The following is a 16015-nucleotide window of genomic DNA, read 5'->3' on the forward strand; positions in this document are numbered from 1 at the left end:
GTGCGAAGTGACAGCGGGGTCCGGAAAGGCAAGCCGGCGGACGTCCTGAACGCGGCTTTCGAGCTCACCGGGCGCGTGCCGGAAGTCCTCACCTGGATCGCCAACGGCAAGTCCAACAAGGAAATCGCCGTTCTCCTCGACAGGGGTCAAGGACCGTGAAAAAGTATCCTGACGGCGTTTTCGGGAAGCTGGGCGTGGAGAACCGGACGTCGGCGGCGATTGTGTCGCTAAGGAAGTTGTTGGAGACGTGAGGGGGGCGGCGGGTAAACATTAAACTGATGTTGACAGAAGGTAACTTCTTGGTGCGTCAGTGAGTGGGGCTAGAATTGCCGACCATTGCGCTATGCGAAGCCGCTTGATTGGCCAAAAAATCAAGTTTGGTATAGGAAGTAGTTCTTGTCATCTCACTAGATTTTGATTCTTGTTTGCATTTTTAATTTTATTTTTCTTGTCTGCCGTGGGTTTGCAAAGGCGCTTACGTGGTAGGTTTTGTTGTCGCGCCTAGAAAATTTCTCCTCAGTCGATCTCAAATTATTGTCGCGAAGTTTCTTCACGGTGAAAAATATTTTCTTTGAAGGATCGGAACTGCGAAACGAATCATATAAGTTGTAAGTTCCTATTAATGCAATTCGGAGATGTTTATCGTAGGGGGGTGTTTTGCACAACGATATTCTTTCAGAAATAACTCAAGAAGCTAACTTAAGTAGATCCTCCGACGCGGGACGGGAGCTGGTGTCGTTCTTGGATCCAGAACTCACCATAGGGGAATTGCTTGCAATAAATTTTCAAGACGCTCAAGTCTTGGTGCATGATTATGCCCGTCAGAAGGTGAGAGGCCTACCTCACGGTTCGTTTCTCGTGGCTAGTCGGATGAGCTTGGACCCTTCCGCTATTATCCCCGCCGAGGACGAAGAGGCGGCTTTGGTGCTTCTCCGAATTGTAGGCGACTACCAATTACCAAACGCCCGCCTGATGGAGGACTATCGGTTCCAAGCCGGTATGCGCGCGACAGACAGTGAGGAGACCTGGGATCACCCAAATCGGGTGGATGAATGGACCAAAAACAATTTATCCTACGGGGGGTATAAATGCCGAGTCCTTGGCACCTTTCGGATGAAAGAAGCGGAAAACGGAGTTTACAAGTTTTCGTTCGGAGCCGACCTCGTCAACTACTACTCTGGGCGAGGTATGAAGGTTTACAAGCCGGTCGGAAAGCTCTTGTCCAACATAGTGAATTTTCAAAAGACAGTGGGAACAAGTGAATTTGGAGAAGCTGGGCGTCTTCGCATTGGGCGTGTGAGGTTTGCGGCAAGTGAGATAGGGGTTGACGAAGCTTTGGATAACGTTCCGGTCGAAGTCGATCCCACTGACTTTGTATCTCGACGTACATTTTATGGCGGGATGAGTAGAGGCGGTAAATCAAACGCTATGAAGATCACTGCAAAGGCTGTGTATCTTCTGCGTGCGAGGTCAAACTCAGCGAGAGTTGGGCAACTGATTTTTGATCCAAACGGGGAATACGCTAACGCGAATATTCAAGATGGCGGCTCCATCCGGTCTGTCTATGAAGAGATTTCTGGTTTGCAATACGCAGACGAGATTGCGACATATGGTTTGAATGCTCACCCAAATGATCCTCAGCGCAAGATAGTAAAGATCAATTTTTACGGTGCTACGCCCACAAATTGGGGCGACTCCGCGGTTGTCAGAACTGCGCTCGATCAACTTTTTGTTGGCAAACAAATAATTGCGACCTCACTTGGTGAAGCCGGAGAAAAATATATTCTAGCATTTCGTGATGCGAACATTGTTGTGCCAGATGACCTTTCCAGCCGAGGTGATCAAACCCGTCTTAAGAGAGAGGTGCAAGTTTACCGCGGGATACTTCATGCCGCGGGATTTGATGCGCCTAACCAGACAGCGAATATCAGAGGTTTATTTAGTCGTGATCTTCGCGAAGCCATGCAGAACAACCGATGTGACGGCGACAAACAGACCAATATCGCTGCGGCTGGCGCCATCCTTGAGGACGATACTGTATCTTGGGGAGATTTTGTGGATGCTCTTCGTGGATTGCTGTTATTCATGGAAGAGAGAGACAGTGGTTGGAGTGACTTCGATAGGACTTACAGGGACGGCCATAACGGTCGACCTTGGGATCGGGGAACGTTAAATAATCTTCTGCAGATTTTTAGGTATCCAAACGGTGTCCGAAGTTTCATGAGCTTGACAAGGCTGCATTCTGCCAGCTCAGCAGTAGATTACGCGCAGGAAGTAGTGAACGACCTGCGCCTTGGGAAACTGGTGATATTTGATCAATCGACCGGAGATCCTGATCAAAACGTTGCTGCGGCAGAAAGAATTTTGTGGGCAATATTCAATCGCCAAAAAGCTGACTTCGTGGATCCGTCGGTTGACTCTGACGGACAGATCGTACCGCCTCCTCCTGTGATGGTTTATCTTGAGGAAGCGCACAACTTGCTACCCGCCGGCGGTGGGAAAGATGAGCTTCGTACTATTTGGGCAAGAACCGCTAAAGAAGGTTCGAAGTACCGGATAGGAATGGTTTTGGCTACACAAGAACCATCCTCTGTAATGCCAGCGATTTTGAAGAATACAGACAATTGGTTTGTGGCGCACTTGAATAATACGGATGAAGTTCGATCGTTGTCAAAATTCTACGATTTTGAGGATTATGCTCATCAGATAAAAAGTATTTCAGATCCTGGTTTTGTTCGAATGCGGACGCTATCTAATCCTTTTACTATTCCAGTCCAAATCGATCTCTTTCAGGCGAGGTCTAACTGATCGCAATGCCGTACGAAAATCAGCGTGCTTCCGGAGAATCTTTGATTGCGCTGCAACAAAGTGCAATTTTTCAGGAATTTGCGGGTAAGATTAGAGCGCCTGAAACAGTCGCCGTTGATCCTCTCCGACCTACAGACATTCCTCGGCCGGCTTCCGAAATCAATCGCATTGTTGCTATCGATGGTTCACTTGTGACTGAAACACTTCGGGATGGCTTTCCTGGCGCAGAGGCGAGTCTCGTTCAGTTGGCTTTGGTCTATGTCGATCTTAGGAAGCTAAAAACTGAACCCGCGGCAAAGATAATTCCGCCTCGTGCGTTCAACACAATGGATACCGCCCACACACTTCAAACTGTGCTTCCGGGTAGGAATGTTGTGCGAGAGGATGGACTTTCTCCGCGAGATTACTTTCGTGTTTCAGTTTTCGAGGCATTGCAGGGCAAAGTTGTTGCTCAGGGACATGAAACCCTGTTGGAGACCTACGAAAGCCTTGTCTCCGGTAGGGATACACCGTTTAAGTGCCCCGCCTGCGGGAACGAAATAATACCAACCGTGGGTAGGAGCAACTGCCGTTGTGGTGCTGAAGTATTGAGCACGGACCAGCTAAGGTTTCATGAGCGGTTCAACGAAACCGGTCCAAATGGTGAACCTCACGGTGAAGTCATGAGGTTCTTGGAAATTGTTCTCCTTGTAAACGTCCTTCGATATTTTCTAACTTCGGAGTCTGCAGTTCGCGTTCTGCCGGATATTGCATTTGTTCTTGATGGTCCGCTAGCTGCTTTCGGGCAATATGCGTCGTTGGCACCTTACGTCAAAGCCGAATTACGACGCATTCACGAAGAGTCTATCAAAAGAACTGGCCGTGGATTGCTGATATTCTCACTAATAAAGACCGGGCAATTTGTCGAACATTTTGAGCGAATAGACTTTGATCGTGAAAAAGGGCCCGACAGTTTTTTTCCTCGCAGAGTGCGCTTCTCCCAAGTATAAAATATATTCATAGAAATATTGTTTACCGGCCAGATGATGCAAAGGAATGGGGGAAAGCAACATATTTTGGCAGAATGGTACTTTACAAAAGTAAGACTGGGCAAAAGATGGTTGTAAACACGGCGATTACAACAGAAGAGGCGGATGATTTATCTAATGTCTCATTGGGTGCGTACCCAAGACTTGGTGATGTCCTCACTATTGTAGATAGGTTATCCACTTACCTGTTTGAAGGAGGTTTTGTCCCAATTGTTCGGGCACACTCTCACGCTGCAATTCCATTGAAACTTGGTGGTGAAATATTGAAGAACCTCTTTGACGAAGATGTTTGACGGGGAAGTAGATACTTGGCGCATTGGAACGCCAGAAGGTCGATGGGCAGGCTTTGGGCCTTACTACGCGATGTTTCCGGTCAATTTCGCACGTTATATCATTTCAGAATACAGCAATTTAGGTGAAACTGTAATTGATCCGTTTTGTGGGCGCGGAACGACCAACTATGTTTCTCAAGTCCTAGGCAGAAATTCATATGGATGTGAATTGAATCCTGTCGGTTGGTTATACGCAAAGACAAAGGTAAGTCCGGCACGACAGCTAGGGCGCGTATTGCGGCGAATAGACGAGGTGTCAGCTTCGCAAACAGGAGGAGATCGCGATCCAGTCAATGAGTTTCAGGATTGGGCGTGGTGTCCAGAAGTTCTTGGATTCATCAATAGTGCAAGACGAAACTTGGATTGGAGAACCTCGGTCGTTGATCGAACGGTAGCTTCTCTGATGTTGGTTTATCTCCATGCCAAGCTGGGAGGTGGTCTTTCCAACCAGATGCGACAAAGCAAGTCCATGGCACCGGACTATGCGGTCCGTTGGTGGAAAGAGAGAAAAATGCGCCCACCATTCGTTGATCCAAGTAAATTCTTAAAATCTCGCGCAGAGTGGCGATATGCTAAGGGTTTCAGCGCGGCACATGGGCGCAGTCGCTTGTACTTTGGAGACGCAAGAGTCGGTCTTGAACGCTACAATTGCGAACTGGCGTCTTTGATACTTACGTCACCACCTTACCTGGGCATCACCAACTATCAATATGATAACTGGATTCGTTTATGGGCGCTCGGGGGACCAGAACTCCCCGAATGGAATCAAAAATATCGATACGCAAACAAAGAAACCTATGACGCTCTCATCAACGATGTATTTGGTGCTCTTGCCCTCAAATCCCGAGCAGATGCAGTAATCGTCGTTCGGACTGACGCACGTAAATTCACATTGGAAACTACCGCATACTCAATGGACCGCGTCTGGCCACACCATCAATTGTTTGGGCGTAAGTCGAAAGCAAGCAAGCCTACGCAAACATCTCTTTTTGGCGATAAATCGGAAAAGCCAGGAGAAATTGACTTGATTGCAATTCCTCAAGGAAAGGAACCGCCTAGAGGGTTTATTGACGTGGCCACATGTGCAGTAATCTCGTAGGGAATGAGTGAAATGCTTCTCCTGTACGGACATCACCTCGGTCCGTAATTGCCATTTTATTTCAAAGAGCGGGCTATCCAATGAACGTCCAAAAGCACGGGTGAATGAAAGCCGCCAATCCAATTTACCTCGCCCTCACAATCTCCACTGTCCATGGCCTATCTCCTCATTTCGCTGCGCCCAGTCTCAGACCCGATGTAGAGATTGAACTGGCCGCGCGAAAGCTTCTAGAGGCTGGAGCAGGTCTCATTGCATGTTCGACGAAGAAGGGAACTCGTCCCCCTCACCGAAACACATAAACCGGGCTCGTCCAGGCGCGGGTGCCGTCTTCGAGGGTGACGCGGATGTAGAGCGGGTTGTCTTTTTCCGCTTCGATGGCGAGCTTGCGGGTGAAGCGCATCGACGTTGCGGCGTTTTCGTCCGGCAAGCGGTAGAGCTTGAAGAAGCGCGGCAGCTCGCCGGAGTCGTCGAAGATCGTGTCGTCGTAGCCGATATCGGCGATGTCGATTTCGGTGGTGACCAGCGGGGTTTCGATGGCGAGCGTGCCGGCGCTCGGGTCGGCGAGGGTCAGGTCCGCGCCGCCGGAATTGCCGGTGGTGAGCGCCTTCCATTTCACCTCGCTGTCGCTGACGAGATCAAGCGTTTTGTCGCGGTTCAGGAAGTTGACCGGGACCGCCTGCCGGATCGTGTTGCCGGAGAGCTTCGCACCGCCGTCCCAGATCACTTCGCGGAAGCGGCCGCGATATTCCGCACCTTCCCAGTGCAGCCGGATGCGGGCGCCAAGGTCGGCTTCGGCGTAGGGGCGGACGGTCTCAAGGAGATCGAGGCCGTTGAAGATGTCGACCCGCTCGATGGCGCAGGCGGCGTCCACGGCAACGGAAAGCTCCGCGCCGCCCTCGGCCAGGCGGACGATGTCGCCCATCATGGCGGTCTTGCCGGTATGGGACAGGGCCCCGCCGAGCGCCGGGTCGTCATGGTAGATCTCCGCTTCCGCTTCGAAGGTGGCGGTCACGTCGAGGACGACGCGGCCGGTCGGGCCGCCGGTGGTGCCGTAGTGGCGGCGCTTGCGCATGCAGTCGAGGAGGGCGGGGCGGGAGAGCTCCGCGGCGTTGAAGCAGGTGAGGCCGCCGATGGCGCCGAACTTGCCGGCGCCCGGATAGCTGGCGCCCGGGCGTCCCTTGTGGCCGTCGGAATTGCAGACGACGCCGACCCGGTAGCCGAGCTTGAAGGCGTCGTGCAGCAGCCACTCGAAGGTGCCCCAGGAGGAATGCACCTCGACCGACTTCTCGAAGCGGCCGTCATGGGCCACCCGGATATCGGCGTAGCGCCCGCCGCAATGGGCGTAGCAGACGACATCGTCCTCGCCGTTCTTGGCGAAGGCCTCGAAGAGCTCCGCCGCCGTGAAGCAGTCGGTTCCGGCGGTCGTCTGGTCCTCGATCAGCGCATGGGACGAGCGGCGGATCGTGCGCCCCTCCACGGGAAAGAACACGTTGCGGTCGCCGCCGAGCGCCGTGTTGCCGGACCATTCGTAGCCGGGCATCGCCACGAAGCTGCCCGTCGCGTCGAATTCCGCGGTGATGCGGTTGAGCTCGCCCCAGAAGGCGTCGGTGATCTGGAAGTCGTTGCCCTGGTGGCCGCAGGCGTCCATCCAGGCGAGATCGCGGGCGAAGGCGAAATAGTCCCAGGCGCTGCCGGTGCCGATGGTCTCCTCGGACTGGCCGTGCATGTCCGCCCAGAAATGGACCAGCTCCAGGTCCTCGACGATCAGCGGGTTGGTCTTCGCCACAAGGGTTCCGTCCTCGCTCCGGACCGTCACCGACACCTTGCCGGGCGTGGCGACGACAAGCCCGGGGAGGGTGAAGGACCGGTCGCCCGGTGTCAGTTCCACGCTTGCCGGCAGGCCCTCGATGGCGCCGTCGGCCTCCAGCAGAAAGCGTGCCGCGCAGCGGTCGGAGGGGTTGCCCCATTTGTCCTCGCCCTTGAGCTTCAGGGCGAAGCTCTCGCCCGGGCGCCGGAGCGAGGGCAGGGCGGCGACATAGCGCTCCGGTTCGCCCGGCACGATGGAAATCATCGGCTGGACCGGCAGCGGCTGGAAGTTGAAGGTCGCGATCGGGTCGACGAGGATGCGGAACTCGAAGGTCTTTTCACAGAAGGTCTGGAGCCGCATGCCCGGCCCGCCATGGTCGGTCACGCCGAAGCGGATGGTGAGCGTGTCGCCTTCCTGCAGGAATCCCTTCACCACCTTGATCCAGAGCGTGCGGTCCCACGGGCGGACGTTGCCCTTCGGGTCCCAGCGCAGCTGCAGGACGGCGCCGTTGGAGGCCTCGACCGTGCAGTAATTGGGGCCAGCGGGATCGTCGAACTGCGGATTGCTCTGGTCGGAGGCGAAGCGGAAGACGATGCGCAGGCTGCCGCTGTCGTCGATGCCGAACTTGCCGGCCGTATAGACCAGCGTGAAGGACGCATGGGAGCCGGCTTCGAACCCGCCTTTCGGGGAAATCTCGGCGTGTCCCAGAAGTGCTGGATCGATCGCGTGGCGGATCACACCGCTGTCCATCGCTTCCCAGGGCCGGTCGGCGGCGGAGGTCGAGAGGTTTTCAGTCATGACAATCTTTCTTGCAGTCAAGGGGCGGAGGCGGATGCGCCCGCGAAGGGGACGCGCCTAGCCGACGAGGCGAACGAGCGTCAGGGAGAGCGGCGCGATATAGGTGATGAGCAGAAGGTCGACGATCAGGACCAGGATGTAGGGCCAGATCGCGGCGACCACCCTCTCGATGGAGACCTTGGTGATCGCCGAGGCGATGAAGAGATCGACACCGAGCGGCGGCGTCACGGTGCCGATGGAGAGGTTGACCGAAACGATGATGCCGAACAGCACCGGATCGATGCCGAAACTCATGGCCGCGGGGTAAAGGATGGAGGTGAAGATCACGATGGCCGCCGCCGCGTTCATCAGGCAGCCGACGATCAGCAGGAAGACGTTGACCAGGAGAAGGTAGACGATGGGCCCGCCGGCGAACTCCGCCATATGCGCGGAAATGCTCTGCGGCACCTGGTTGATGGTGATCAGCCAGGCGAAGACCCCGGCCGCGTTCATGATGAACATCACCACCGCCGACGACAGCACCGCCTTGTAGAAGGCACGCCACAGCGAGGCCAGCGTCAGCTCGCGGTAGAAGGCGCCGACGAGGATGCCGTAGAGCACCGCGACGATGGCGGCCTCCGTCGGCGTGAACACGCCGCCATAGATGCCCGACAGGATGATCACCGGCATCAGAAGCGGCAGGAAGGCCTGCTTGAAGCTTGCCCAGATCTCCTGGCCACCCTGAAACGCGGTCTTCTCGACCTCCTGTTTCGACGTCAGGAAACGGTTCAGGAGCAGAAGGGAAACACAGATCAGGATGCCGGGCACCATGCCGGCCAGGAACAGGTCGGAAATGGAAACCCCGGTGACGACGCCGTAAAGGATCAGGAGGATCGAGGGCGGGATGATCATGCCGGTGACGCCGGCCGCCGCGATGGTCGCCGCCGTGTACTCCGGGCGATAGCCCTTTTCTTCCATCGGCTGGTTCATCACTCCGCCGATGGCGGCGACGGTGGCCGCGTTGGAGCCGGAAAGCGCGGCGAAGAAGGACGACGACAGGATCGCCACCGCCGCGAGCCCGCCGGTCATGTGGCTGACCAGGGACGAGGCGAAGCCGACGAGCCGCCGCGACATGCCGCCGGTGGACATGATTTCGCCGGCGAGGATAAAGAAGGGAATGGCGAGCAGCGGAAAGGAATTGTTCGTCGCGAGCATGCGCTGGGCGATGATTTCCATGCTGATCCCGCTCAGCCACAGCCCGAACACGCTCGACAGGCCGAGCGAAACGGCGATCGGCACCCGGAGCAGCATCAGAAGGACAAGGGAACCGAAGAGGGCGGCGGTTGTCATGGGCGATGATCCTGGCGAAGGCTGGACGGAAAAGACTTAGTGATCGTCGGCGAGAAGCTGATCGGCCGGCAGTCGCCACTGCCTGGCCAGCAGTTCGGCGGCATAGATCAGAAGGAAGGCCATGCCCGCGGGGATCGCCCCGTAGACCCAGGCCATGGACACCTCCAGCGCCGGTGAGATCTGCGCCTGGACGCGCAGGGTGAGCAGCAGGCCGCTGCGGAACAGCACGGCGAAGAACAGCACGCAGGCCAGCGTGGCTAGGATGAGCGCCGAGCGCTTGAGGACCGGCGGCAGGTGGGCGACCAGAATGCCGATGGCGGCGTGCATGTTGCGGCGGAAGGCGATCGCCGAGCCCAGGAAAATCATCCAGATGAAGAGATAGCGGATCAGTTCGTCCGGAAAGGCGAGCGAACTTTCGATCACGTAGCGAAACACCACGGTGGCGATGCCGAGGACGAACATCGCGACGAAGGCGATGACGCACACCACCGCCAGGGCAAGCTCGGAAAGGTCGAGAAGGTTTCTTACGGCTTTCATCGTGCTGCTCCTGGCGGCTTCCGGTGCTTGCTTACTTCGTGTCGACCGCGGACTGGATCAGCTCGGCGCCGATCTTCTCGCGGTATTCACCCCAGACCGGCTCCATCGCCGCCTGGAAGGCCGCTGCCTGGTCCGGGCTCAGACGCGTCACGGTCATGCCGCCGGCTTCCATCTCGGAGAGATATTTCCCCTCGACCGCGTTCATTTCCTTGCGTTCCCAGTCCTGGGTTTCGATCGCCACGTCCTTGAACAGCTTCTGGACGTCCTCGGGCACGCCGTTCATGATCTTGTCGCTGGCGAGGAACATGATCCCGGCCCACTGGTGGTTGGACAGGGTGATGAAGTCCTGCACCTTGTCGAAGCCGAAGGCCTTGACGTTGCCGACCGGGTTGTCCTGGCCGTCGACCGTGCCCTGCTGCAGGCCGGTGAAGACCTCCGACAGCGCCATCGGCGTCGGATTGGCGCCGAGCGCCTTGAAGGTGGCGACGTTGAGCGGATTGTTGACGACGCGGAACTTGATGCCGGTCATGTCGTCCGGCATTTCGATCTTTGTCTTGGCCGTCGTGATGGTGCGGAAGCCGCTTTCATACATGGCGAGCGTGTGGATGCCCGTCGCCGCCTGGAGGCCTGCGTAAAGCTCCTTGCCGACCGGGCCGTCGGAGATCGCGTAGGCGTGTTCGCTGTCACGGAAGAGGAACGGCAGGTAGAAGATGTCGAGCGGCGGATAGAAGCTTGCCACGTTCGTGGTCGGCACCAGCGCGAAGTCGATCACGCCGATCTGGATGCTTTCCACCAGTTCGCGCGAGGAGCCGATGGTCGAATTCGGAAAGACCTCGACGGTGATCTTGCCGCCGCTCTTTTCCTTGACGATGTCGGCGAATTTCTGCGCGCCCTGCGCCAGCGGGTGGGTCTCGTTGTAGGGATGCCCGAATTTCAGGGTCATTTCAGGCATGTCCTGGGCCACGGCGCCGGTAAGGGCGAGGCCGCTGACGGCGAGCGCGGCGACGATCGTCCGCGTATGGGTGAAGGCCTTGCGGACAAGGCTGCCGGGGGTGGAAAATGTCAGTTCCATGGTTTGCGTTCCTGTCTCTCGAGTGATGTCCGCCTCCCGATGGCGGAGGGCATGCCGATGGGCTTTGGCGCCCATTCTTGTCTGCTGGGTCGAGCCGGGCCGGGGTTCGTCAGCCCGCCTCGCCGAAATCCGTCTGGCCGTGCTGCGCCATGGGCACGATCTCGATGACGCGGTCGCTCGGCGGCACGAAGATGCGCTGCCAGGTGATCGGCGTGTCGCGGTAGCTGAGCCCGCAGATGGACCAGACGATGCCGTACTGGCCGGGGGGCACGTCGAGCTGGCGCGCCACGCGCGGCGGCAGCGGCTGACAGGCCATGGTCTGGCGGGTGTTGAGCGTCGGCGCGTTGAAGCGCTCGGCGAGCATGTCGCGGAAGGAAACGCCGTTCAAAGTGGACTGGCTCATCCGCGCGAGATCGGAAAACCGGTCGGCGGGAAGGTAGATCTCGCTGAACACCTCGAATTCGTCATTCACCGAAACGAGGCGGTGGATATGGACATATTCACCGTCCGGGGTGCCGAAGAACTGGCTCCAGGGCCCGCTCTCGCGCGTGGTCTCGACACTGACGATCTTGAAATAGACGGGCAGGAGCCGCGTGCCGCCTTCCGCCAGAAAGCGGAAATGCTTGAGCTGGCCTTCCTGCGCCCGAGCGCCGGAAACAAATGTGCCGCGCCCGTGATGGCGCTCGACCACGCCCATCTGCACCAGGCTGCGCAAGGCGCGCTGCACGGTGCCGAGACTGGCGCCCATCTCCGCCGCCAGCTGGTCCTCGGCCGGAAGCCGGTCGCCGGGCAGCCAGCGGCCGTCCTCGATCGCGGTCAGGATCTCTTCCGAAATCCTCTGGTGCTTCGCCTTGGCCGGGCCGCCGGTGTTGGCGACCTCACGCAGGATGGTTTTCTTCATCGCTCTAAAGGTCCTCTGTAGGACTTGATGAAGAAACGCTAATTTAGGCTGAGATCATACGTCAAGTCCTATATAGGAATATCATGCGTTTGCCGTCAAAACGGGCGCGCTGCCGAAAAATGCGGCGGGTTTCGCGAGGGAAATGGCGTCTCGCTGGGCAAAGCGGGCAGAGCTGGGCGGGAGGCGCAGACCCGGTTGCGGTTCGACCTGAGCCGCCCGACGCCCTAGAACTGCTTCTCGGCTCTTGCCTCGATGGCCACGTCGAGAAAGCTCTGGATCAGTTTCAGCTCGCGCTTGTCGGCCGGGAGGGTGATGCAGTCGCGGTAGTCTTCCGGCATTTCGACGATGGGGATCGCCGCAAGCTTGTCGGAGGGATAAAGGCTGTTTTGCAGGAGAAGTCCGACGCCGAGCCCGTGCAGGATCGCTTCCTTCACCATCGGGAAGGTGGTCGTGCGGATGATGCGGGGAAAATCCAGGCCGTGTTCGCGGATCTTGGCGCGGGCGATCTTCTGTGTCAGTGAGCCGTCTTCGGGAAGGATCAGCGTTTCGCCCTGAAGTTCGCTCAAGGACAGTTTTTTCCGTGCCGCGAGCGGGTGGTCGCGGCGCAGATGCGCCATGTAGACCGTCCGGCGCAACACGTCGGTGTAAAGCGCCCCGCTTTCCTCCGGCTCCGTGACGATCGCGATATCCACCTGCCGGTCGGCGAGGAGGCTCATCGCGCTTGTCCAGTCGTAAAGCGTGAAGTCGATCTGGACATTGGGGTAGAGCTTGCCGTAGCGGGCGATGATCGGCATCGCCGGACGGGGCGCGTTGGCGATCAGACGTATGTGGCCGTCGGTCAGCGCGCTGTAATCGTTGATCTTCTCGGTGACGAGCTGGTCCAGGGTGGCCAGCCGGTCCGTTATGCGGAAGAGTTCCGTTCCCGCGCGCGTCAGTTCCAGCCCCTCGCGCCGGCGGATGAAGAGCTGCGTTCCCATCTTGCGTTCCAGGTTCGCCACATGCTGCGTCACCGAGGACTGGGTGACGCCGAGCCGCAGGGCCGCGCGCGAGAAACTTTTTTCGCGGGCGACATAGGTGAAGGCGGTGATCTGGTACGGGCTCGGCCTGGAGTTCATGACAGTTCCATGTTGTTTTGCACCGCAAACCTTAGTCAGCATTAGCGACGCTTATATTACGTCACAGACATTTCAATCGGCCTGCCTAAGGTGCGCCCGTAACCAGAAAGGGCGGTGCCATGTCTGCCATTCAAATGCGGTCGATTGAAAAATCCTTTGGCGAGACGCCGGTGCTCAGGAACGTCGATCTGTCGATCAGGGCCGGTGAGTTTCTGACGCTGGTCGGGCCGTCCGGCTGCGGCAAGTCCACGCTGCTGCGGATCCTTGCGGGGCTCGAGGCGCCGAGCGCCGGGTCGGTGGTCATCGGCGACAGGACGGTCAACGGCGTTCGCGCCGCCAACCGGAACCTGGCGATGGTGTTCCAGTCCTATGCGCTCTATCCGCATCTGACGATCGCCGAGAACATGAAGACGCCCTTGCGGCTGCGCGATCTTTCCTTCACCGAGCGGCTGCCGTTCGCCGGTCCGCTGATCGCTCGCGACAAGCACAGGAAACTGCAGGAGCAGGTGGAAGAGACGGCGAAGGTCCTGCGTATCGAGGGGCTCCTGAACCGCAAGCCCGGCCAGCTCTCCGGCGGACAGCGTCAGCGCGCGGCCCTGGGCCGGGCCATGGTGCGCAAGCCGGTCGCCTTCCTGATGGATGAGCCGCTCTCGAACCTTGACGCGGCCCTGCGCATCCACATGCGCTCCGAACTGGCCGAGCTGCACCGCTCCTTGCGAACCACCTTCGTCTATGTGACCCACGACCAGGCCGAGGCGCTGACCATGTCGGACCGCATGGCGGTCATGATGGACGGTGACATCCTTCAGCTCGGATCTCCCGAGGACGTCTACAACAACCCTCAGGATATTCGTGTCGCCGAATTTGTCGGCGCGCCGAAGATCAACCTGCTTCCGGGCGAGGTCGATGAGGCCGGCCATGCCCGCTGCGGCGAGGTCGCGCTGTCGCGGGTCGCGGCCGGAGCCGCCTCCGGCGAGGTCAGGATCGGCCTGCGTCCGGAGCATCTGGCCGTGGTCGAGCGCGACGAGCCGGGCGCCCTGACCGGCCGCCTGGTGCACCGGGAGAACCTCGGCGCGGACCTCTACCTTCATCTGGCGATGGCCGACGGCAAGCACCGGATGGTGGTGCGGACCGGGGTCCACGAAAGCGGCCATATCGCGGTCGGCGACGATGTCACCTTTGTGCGCAAGCGCGGCGAGGCGATGGTTTTCGGCCGGGACGGCAAGCGCCTGTCGCTTTCGGAAGCGCCCCGAACCTCTATTCCGGAGGTCGCGTGATGACGCGGGGAAGCGCCCACTGGTGGTTCGTCGGTCCCGCACTGTTCCTGATGATCGTCATCCTGCTGATGCCGATCGGGATCGCGGGCGTGTTGAGCTTCACCAATTACAGCCTCGGCAACGCCGGCGCCGACTGGGTCGGTCTCGACAATTACGAAAAGATCTTCACCCGCTCCACCTACGAGAAGATGTTCGGAGCGACGTTCCGCTATGTCTTCGTGGTCGTGCCGCTCTCGGTCGGCCTCGGTCTCGGCGCCGCGCTTCTGATCAATTCCACGAAACGGTTCGGCGATCTTTACAAGACGATCTACTTCCTGCCTGTCATGGCGGCCCTGATCGCGATGGCGATCGTCTGGGAATTCGCGCTGCATCCGACCGTCGGCATCGTCAACAGCACCCTGGAGCGAGGCTGCGGTTCGGTCCTGGAAACCTGGAGCTGGTACGCGCACGGCTGCGAGCGGGGCTTTCCCTTGTGGCTGACCGATCGCGACTACGCGATCTGGACGGTCGCCTTCATCGGCATCTGGCAGGGCTTCGGTTTCAACATGGTGCTTTATCTGGCCGGACTGACCTCGGTGCCGCGCGAGCTGTATCACGCGGCGGAGATGGACGGCGCCAGGACCGCCTGGGACCGCTTCCGGCTGGTCACCTGGCCGATGCTCGGGCCGACGACGGTGTTTGTCGTGACGATTTCCGTCATCCGCTCGTTTCAGGTGTTCGACACGGTTGAGGCCTTCTATCCGCAAGGCGGAGGCCCGTCGAAATCCGTCTACGTGATGATGTTCGCGATCTACGAAAAAGCCATCCAGCAGAACCTGATGGGGATCGGCGCCGCGATTACGGTCGTGTTCCTGGCCTTTGTCATGTTCCTGACCCTGATCCAGCGCTGGCTGATAGAAAGAAGGGTGCACTACACATGACCGACCTTTCGCTTTCCTCCGCGGGGGCGTCCAGCCTGCCGGCCTACCGTTTTTCCGTCGGCGAGACGATCAAGCATGTGGTGCTGATCCTGGGCGCGCTGATCGTGCTGCTGCCGTTCTATGTCATGCTCAGCTACAGCTTCAAGAGCCCGGCGGAGATCATGCAGAACACCGGCGGTTTCTTCGGGCTGCAGGAGGCCTTCCGGGACGACTATTGCGTCAAGCTCGGCAAGGACGTGGCCGACTGCATGGTCACACCCGTCATCTACAATTACACGACGGCCTTCCAGAAGGCGCCGCTGCTGCGGTATCTGCTGAACGGGGCGATCGTCACCGCATCGATCTTCTTCATTCAGGTGCTGGTGGCGCTGCCCTGCGCCTATGCCCTGGCCAAGCTTCGATTCTGGGGCCGGGAAGCGGTCTTCGGGCTGGTGCTGTTCTGCCTCCTGATCCCGGTCCATGCCATCGCGCTGCCGCTTTACATCATGCTGGCCAAGCTGGGGTTGACCAACACCTACGCGGCCCTGGTCATTCCCTGGACGATTTCCGTCTTCGGGATCTTCTTGATGCGGCAGTTCTTCATGACCGTGCCGGACGACCTGATCGACGCGGCGCGCATGGACGGCATGAGCGAGTTCTCCATCATCTGGAACGTCATGCTGCCGACCGCGGTTCCGGCCCTGCTGGCCTTCGCGATCTTCTCGGTGGTGGCGCACTGGAACGACTATTTCTGGCCGCGGATCGTGATCACAGGAGACCGGGACCTGTTCACGCCGCCGCTCGGCCTGCGCGAGTTCAAGGGCGACGCGGACGGCGACAACTTCGGCCCGATGATGGCGACGGCGACGATCATCGTCGCGCCGCTGATCGTCGCCTTCCTGATCGCCCAAAAGCGTTTCATCGAAGGCATCACGCTGAGCGGCATGAAGTGACGACAAGGACAAGGAGCCGCCAGACCGGCGGCTCCATTACCGAAATCCCGAAGGGGATCA

At 58.6% G+C, this 16015-nt stretch carries 14 protein-coding genes; 8 read left to right on the top strand and 6 right to left on the bottom strand.

Annotated elements, in window-relative coordinates; genetic code table 11:
* The 5 genes from JF539_RS16550 to JF539_RS16570 all read left to right on the top strand — a co-directional run bounded on the left by JF539_RS16550 (nucleotide 1) and on the right by JF539_RS16570 (nucleotide 5267).
* Nucleotides 1-159 carry a LuxR C-terminal-related transcriptional regulator gene (locus JF539_RS16550; protein WP_207141805.1) on the top strand — a complete coding sequence of 53 codons (159 nt, stop codon included), beginning with the start codon at nucleotides 1-3 and terminating at the stop codon, nucleotides 157-159.
* Between the two features lie 498 nt (nucleotides 160-657).
* Nucleotides 658-2808 carry a helicase HerA domain-containing protein gene (locus tag JF539_RS16555; protein WP_207141806.1) on the top strand — a complete coding sequence of 717 codons (2151 nt, stop codon included), beginning with the start codon at nucleotides 658-660 and terminating at the stop codon, nucleotides 2806-2808.
* Between the two features lie 41 nt (nucleotides 2809-2849).
* Nucleotides 2850-3797, top strand: a complete 948-nt coding sequence (locus JF539_RS16560) for a DNA double-strand break repair nuclease NurA (protein WP_207141807.1) — start codon at nucleotides 2850-2852, stop codon at nucleotides 3795-3797.
* A 107-nt stretch (nucleotides 3798-3904) separates the two neighbouring features.
* The gene (locus JF539_RS16565) at nucleotides 3905-4129 is read left to right on the top strand and encodes a hypothetical protein (protein ID WP_207141808.1); all 225 of its coding nucleotides are present in this window, start codon (nucleotides 3905-3907) and stop codon (nucleotides 4127-4129) included.
* Nucleotides 4122-5267, top strand: a complete 1146-nt coding sequence (locus tag JF539_RS16570) for a DNA methyltransferase (protein ID WP_236042541.1) — start codon at nucleotides 4122-4124, stop codon at nucleotides 5265-5267. The genes JF539_RS16565 and JF539_RS16570 overlap by 8 nt, the downstream gene beginning before the upstream one ends.
* A gap of 283 nt (nucleotides 5268-5550) precedes the next feature.
* Here the strand turns inward: JF539_RS16570 and JF539_RS16575 are convergent, their stop codons facing one another.
* The 6 genes from JF539_RS16575 to JF539_RS16600 all read right to left on the bottom strand — a co-directional run bounded on the left by JF539_RS16575 (nucleotide 5551) and on the right by JF539_RS16600 (nucleotide 12826).
* Nucleotides 5551-7872, bottom strand: coding sequence for a hypothetical protein (locus JF539_RS16575; RefSeq protein WP_207141810.1), 2322 nt, complete (start codon nucleotides 7870-7872; stop codon nucleotides 5551-5553).
* Between the two features lie 57 nt (nucleotides 7873-7929).
* The gene (locus JF539_RS16580; RefSeq protein ID WP_207141811.1) at nucleotides 7930-9201 is read right to left on the bottom strand and encodes a TRAP transporter large permease; all 1272 of its coding nucleotides are present in this window, start codon (nucleotides 9199-9201) and stop codon (nucleotides 7930-7932) included.
* Nucleotides 9202-9237: 36 nt separating this feature from the next.
* Nucleotides 9238-9738, bottom strand: coding sequence for a TRAP transporter small permease (locus JF539_RS16585; protein ID WP_207141812.1), 501 nt, complete (start codon nucleotides 9736-9738; stop codon nucleotides 9238-9240).
* 31 nt (nucleotides 9739-9769) lie between these two features.
* Nucleotides 9770-10810 (bottom strand): TRAP transporter substrate-binding protein, encoded by a 1041-nt coding sequence (locus tag JF539_RS16590; RefSeq protein WP_207141813.1) that lies wholly within the window; start codon nucleotides 10808-10810, stop codon nucleotides 9770-9772.
* A gap of 109 nt (nucleotides 10811-10919) precedes the next feature.
* Nucleotides 10920-11711: a GntR family transcriptional regulator gene (locus JF539_RS16595; RefSeq protein ID WP_207141814.1), complete on the bottom strand. Its 792-nt coding sequence runs from the start codon at nucleotides 11709-11711 to the stop codon at nucleotides 10920-10922.
* A gap of 224 nt (nucleotides 11712-11935) precedes the next feature.
* On the bottom strand, nucleotides 11936-12826 hold the full coding sequence (locus tag JF539_RS16600; protein WP_207141815.1) for a LysR family transcriptional regulator: 891 nt from the start codon (nucleotides 12824-12826) through the stop codon (nucleotides 11936-11938).
* 119 nt (nucleotides 12827-12945) lie between these two features.
* Here JF539_RS16600 and JF539_RS16605 point away from each other — a divergent pair, with 119 nt between their 5' ends.
* From JF539_RS16605 to JF539_RS16615, 3 genes are read left to right on the top strand one after another with little or no spacing between them, the layout of a single operon-like run.
* The gene (locus JF539_RS16605; RefSeq protein ID WP_207141816.1) at nucleotides 12946-14103 is read left to right on the top strand and encodes an ABC transporter ATP-binding protein; all 1158 of its coding nucleotides are present in this window, start codon (nucleotides 12946-12948) and stop codon (nucleotides 14101-14103) included.
* Nucleotides 14103-15023, top strand: a complete 921-nt coding sequence (locus JF539_RS16610; RefSeq protein WP_207141817.1) for a carbohydrate ABC transporter permease — start codon at nucleotides 14103-14105, stop codon at nucleotides 15021-15023. The genes JF539_RS16605 and JF539_RS16610 overlap by 1 nt, the downstream gene beginning before the upstream one ends.
* The gene (locus tag JF539_RS16615) at nucleotides 15020-15955 is read left to right on the top strand and encodes a carbohydrate ABC transporter permease (RefSeq protein WP_209017363.1); all 936 of its coding nucleotides are present in this window, start codon (nucleotides 15020-15022) and stop codon (nucleotides 15953-15955) included. The genes JF539_RS16610 and JF539_RS16615 overlap by 4 nt, the downstream gene beginning before the upstream one ends.
* Nucleotides 15956-16015 lie beyond the last annotated feature (60 nt).

Origin of the sequence: Roseibium aggregatum, from assembly GCF_017309185.1 — a bacterium.
GTDB classification, from domain to species: Bacteria; Pseudomonadota; Alphaproteobacteria; order Rhizobiales; family Stappiaceae; genus Roseibium; species Roseibium aggregatum_B.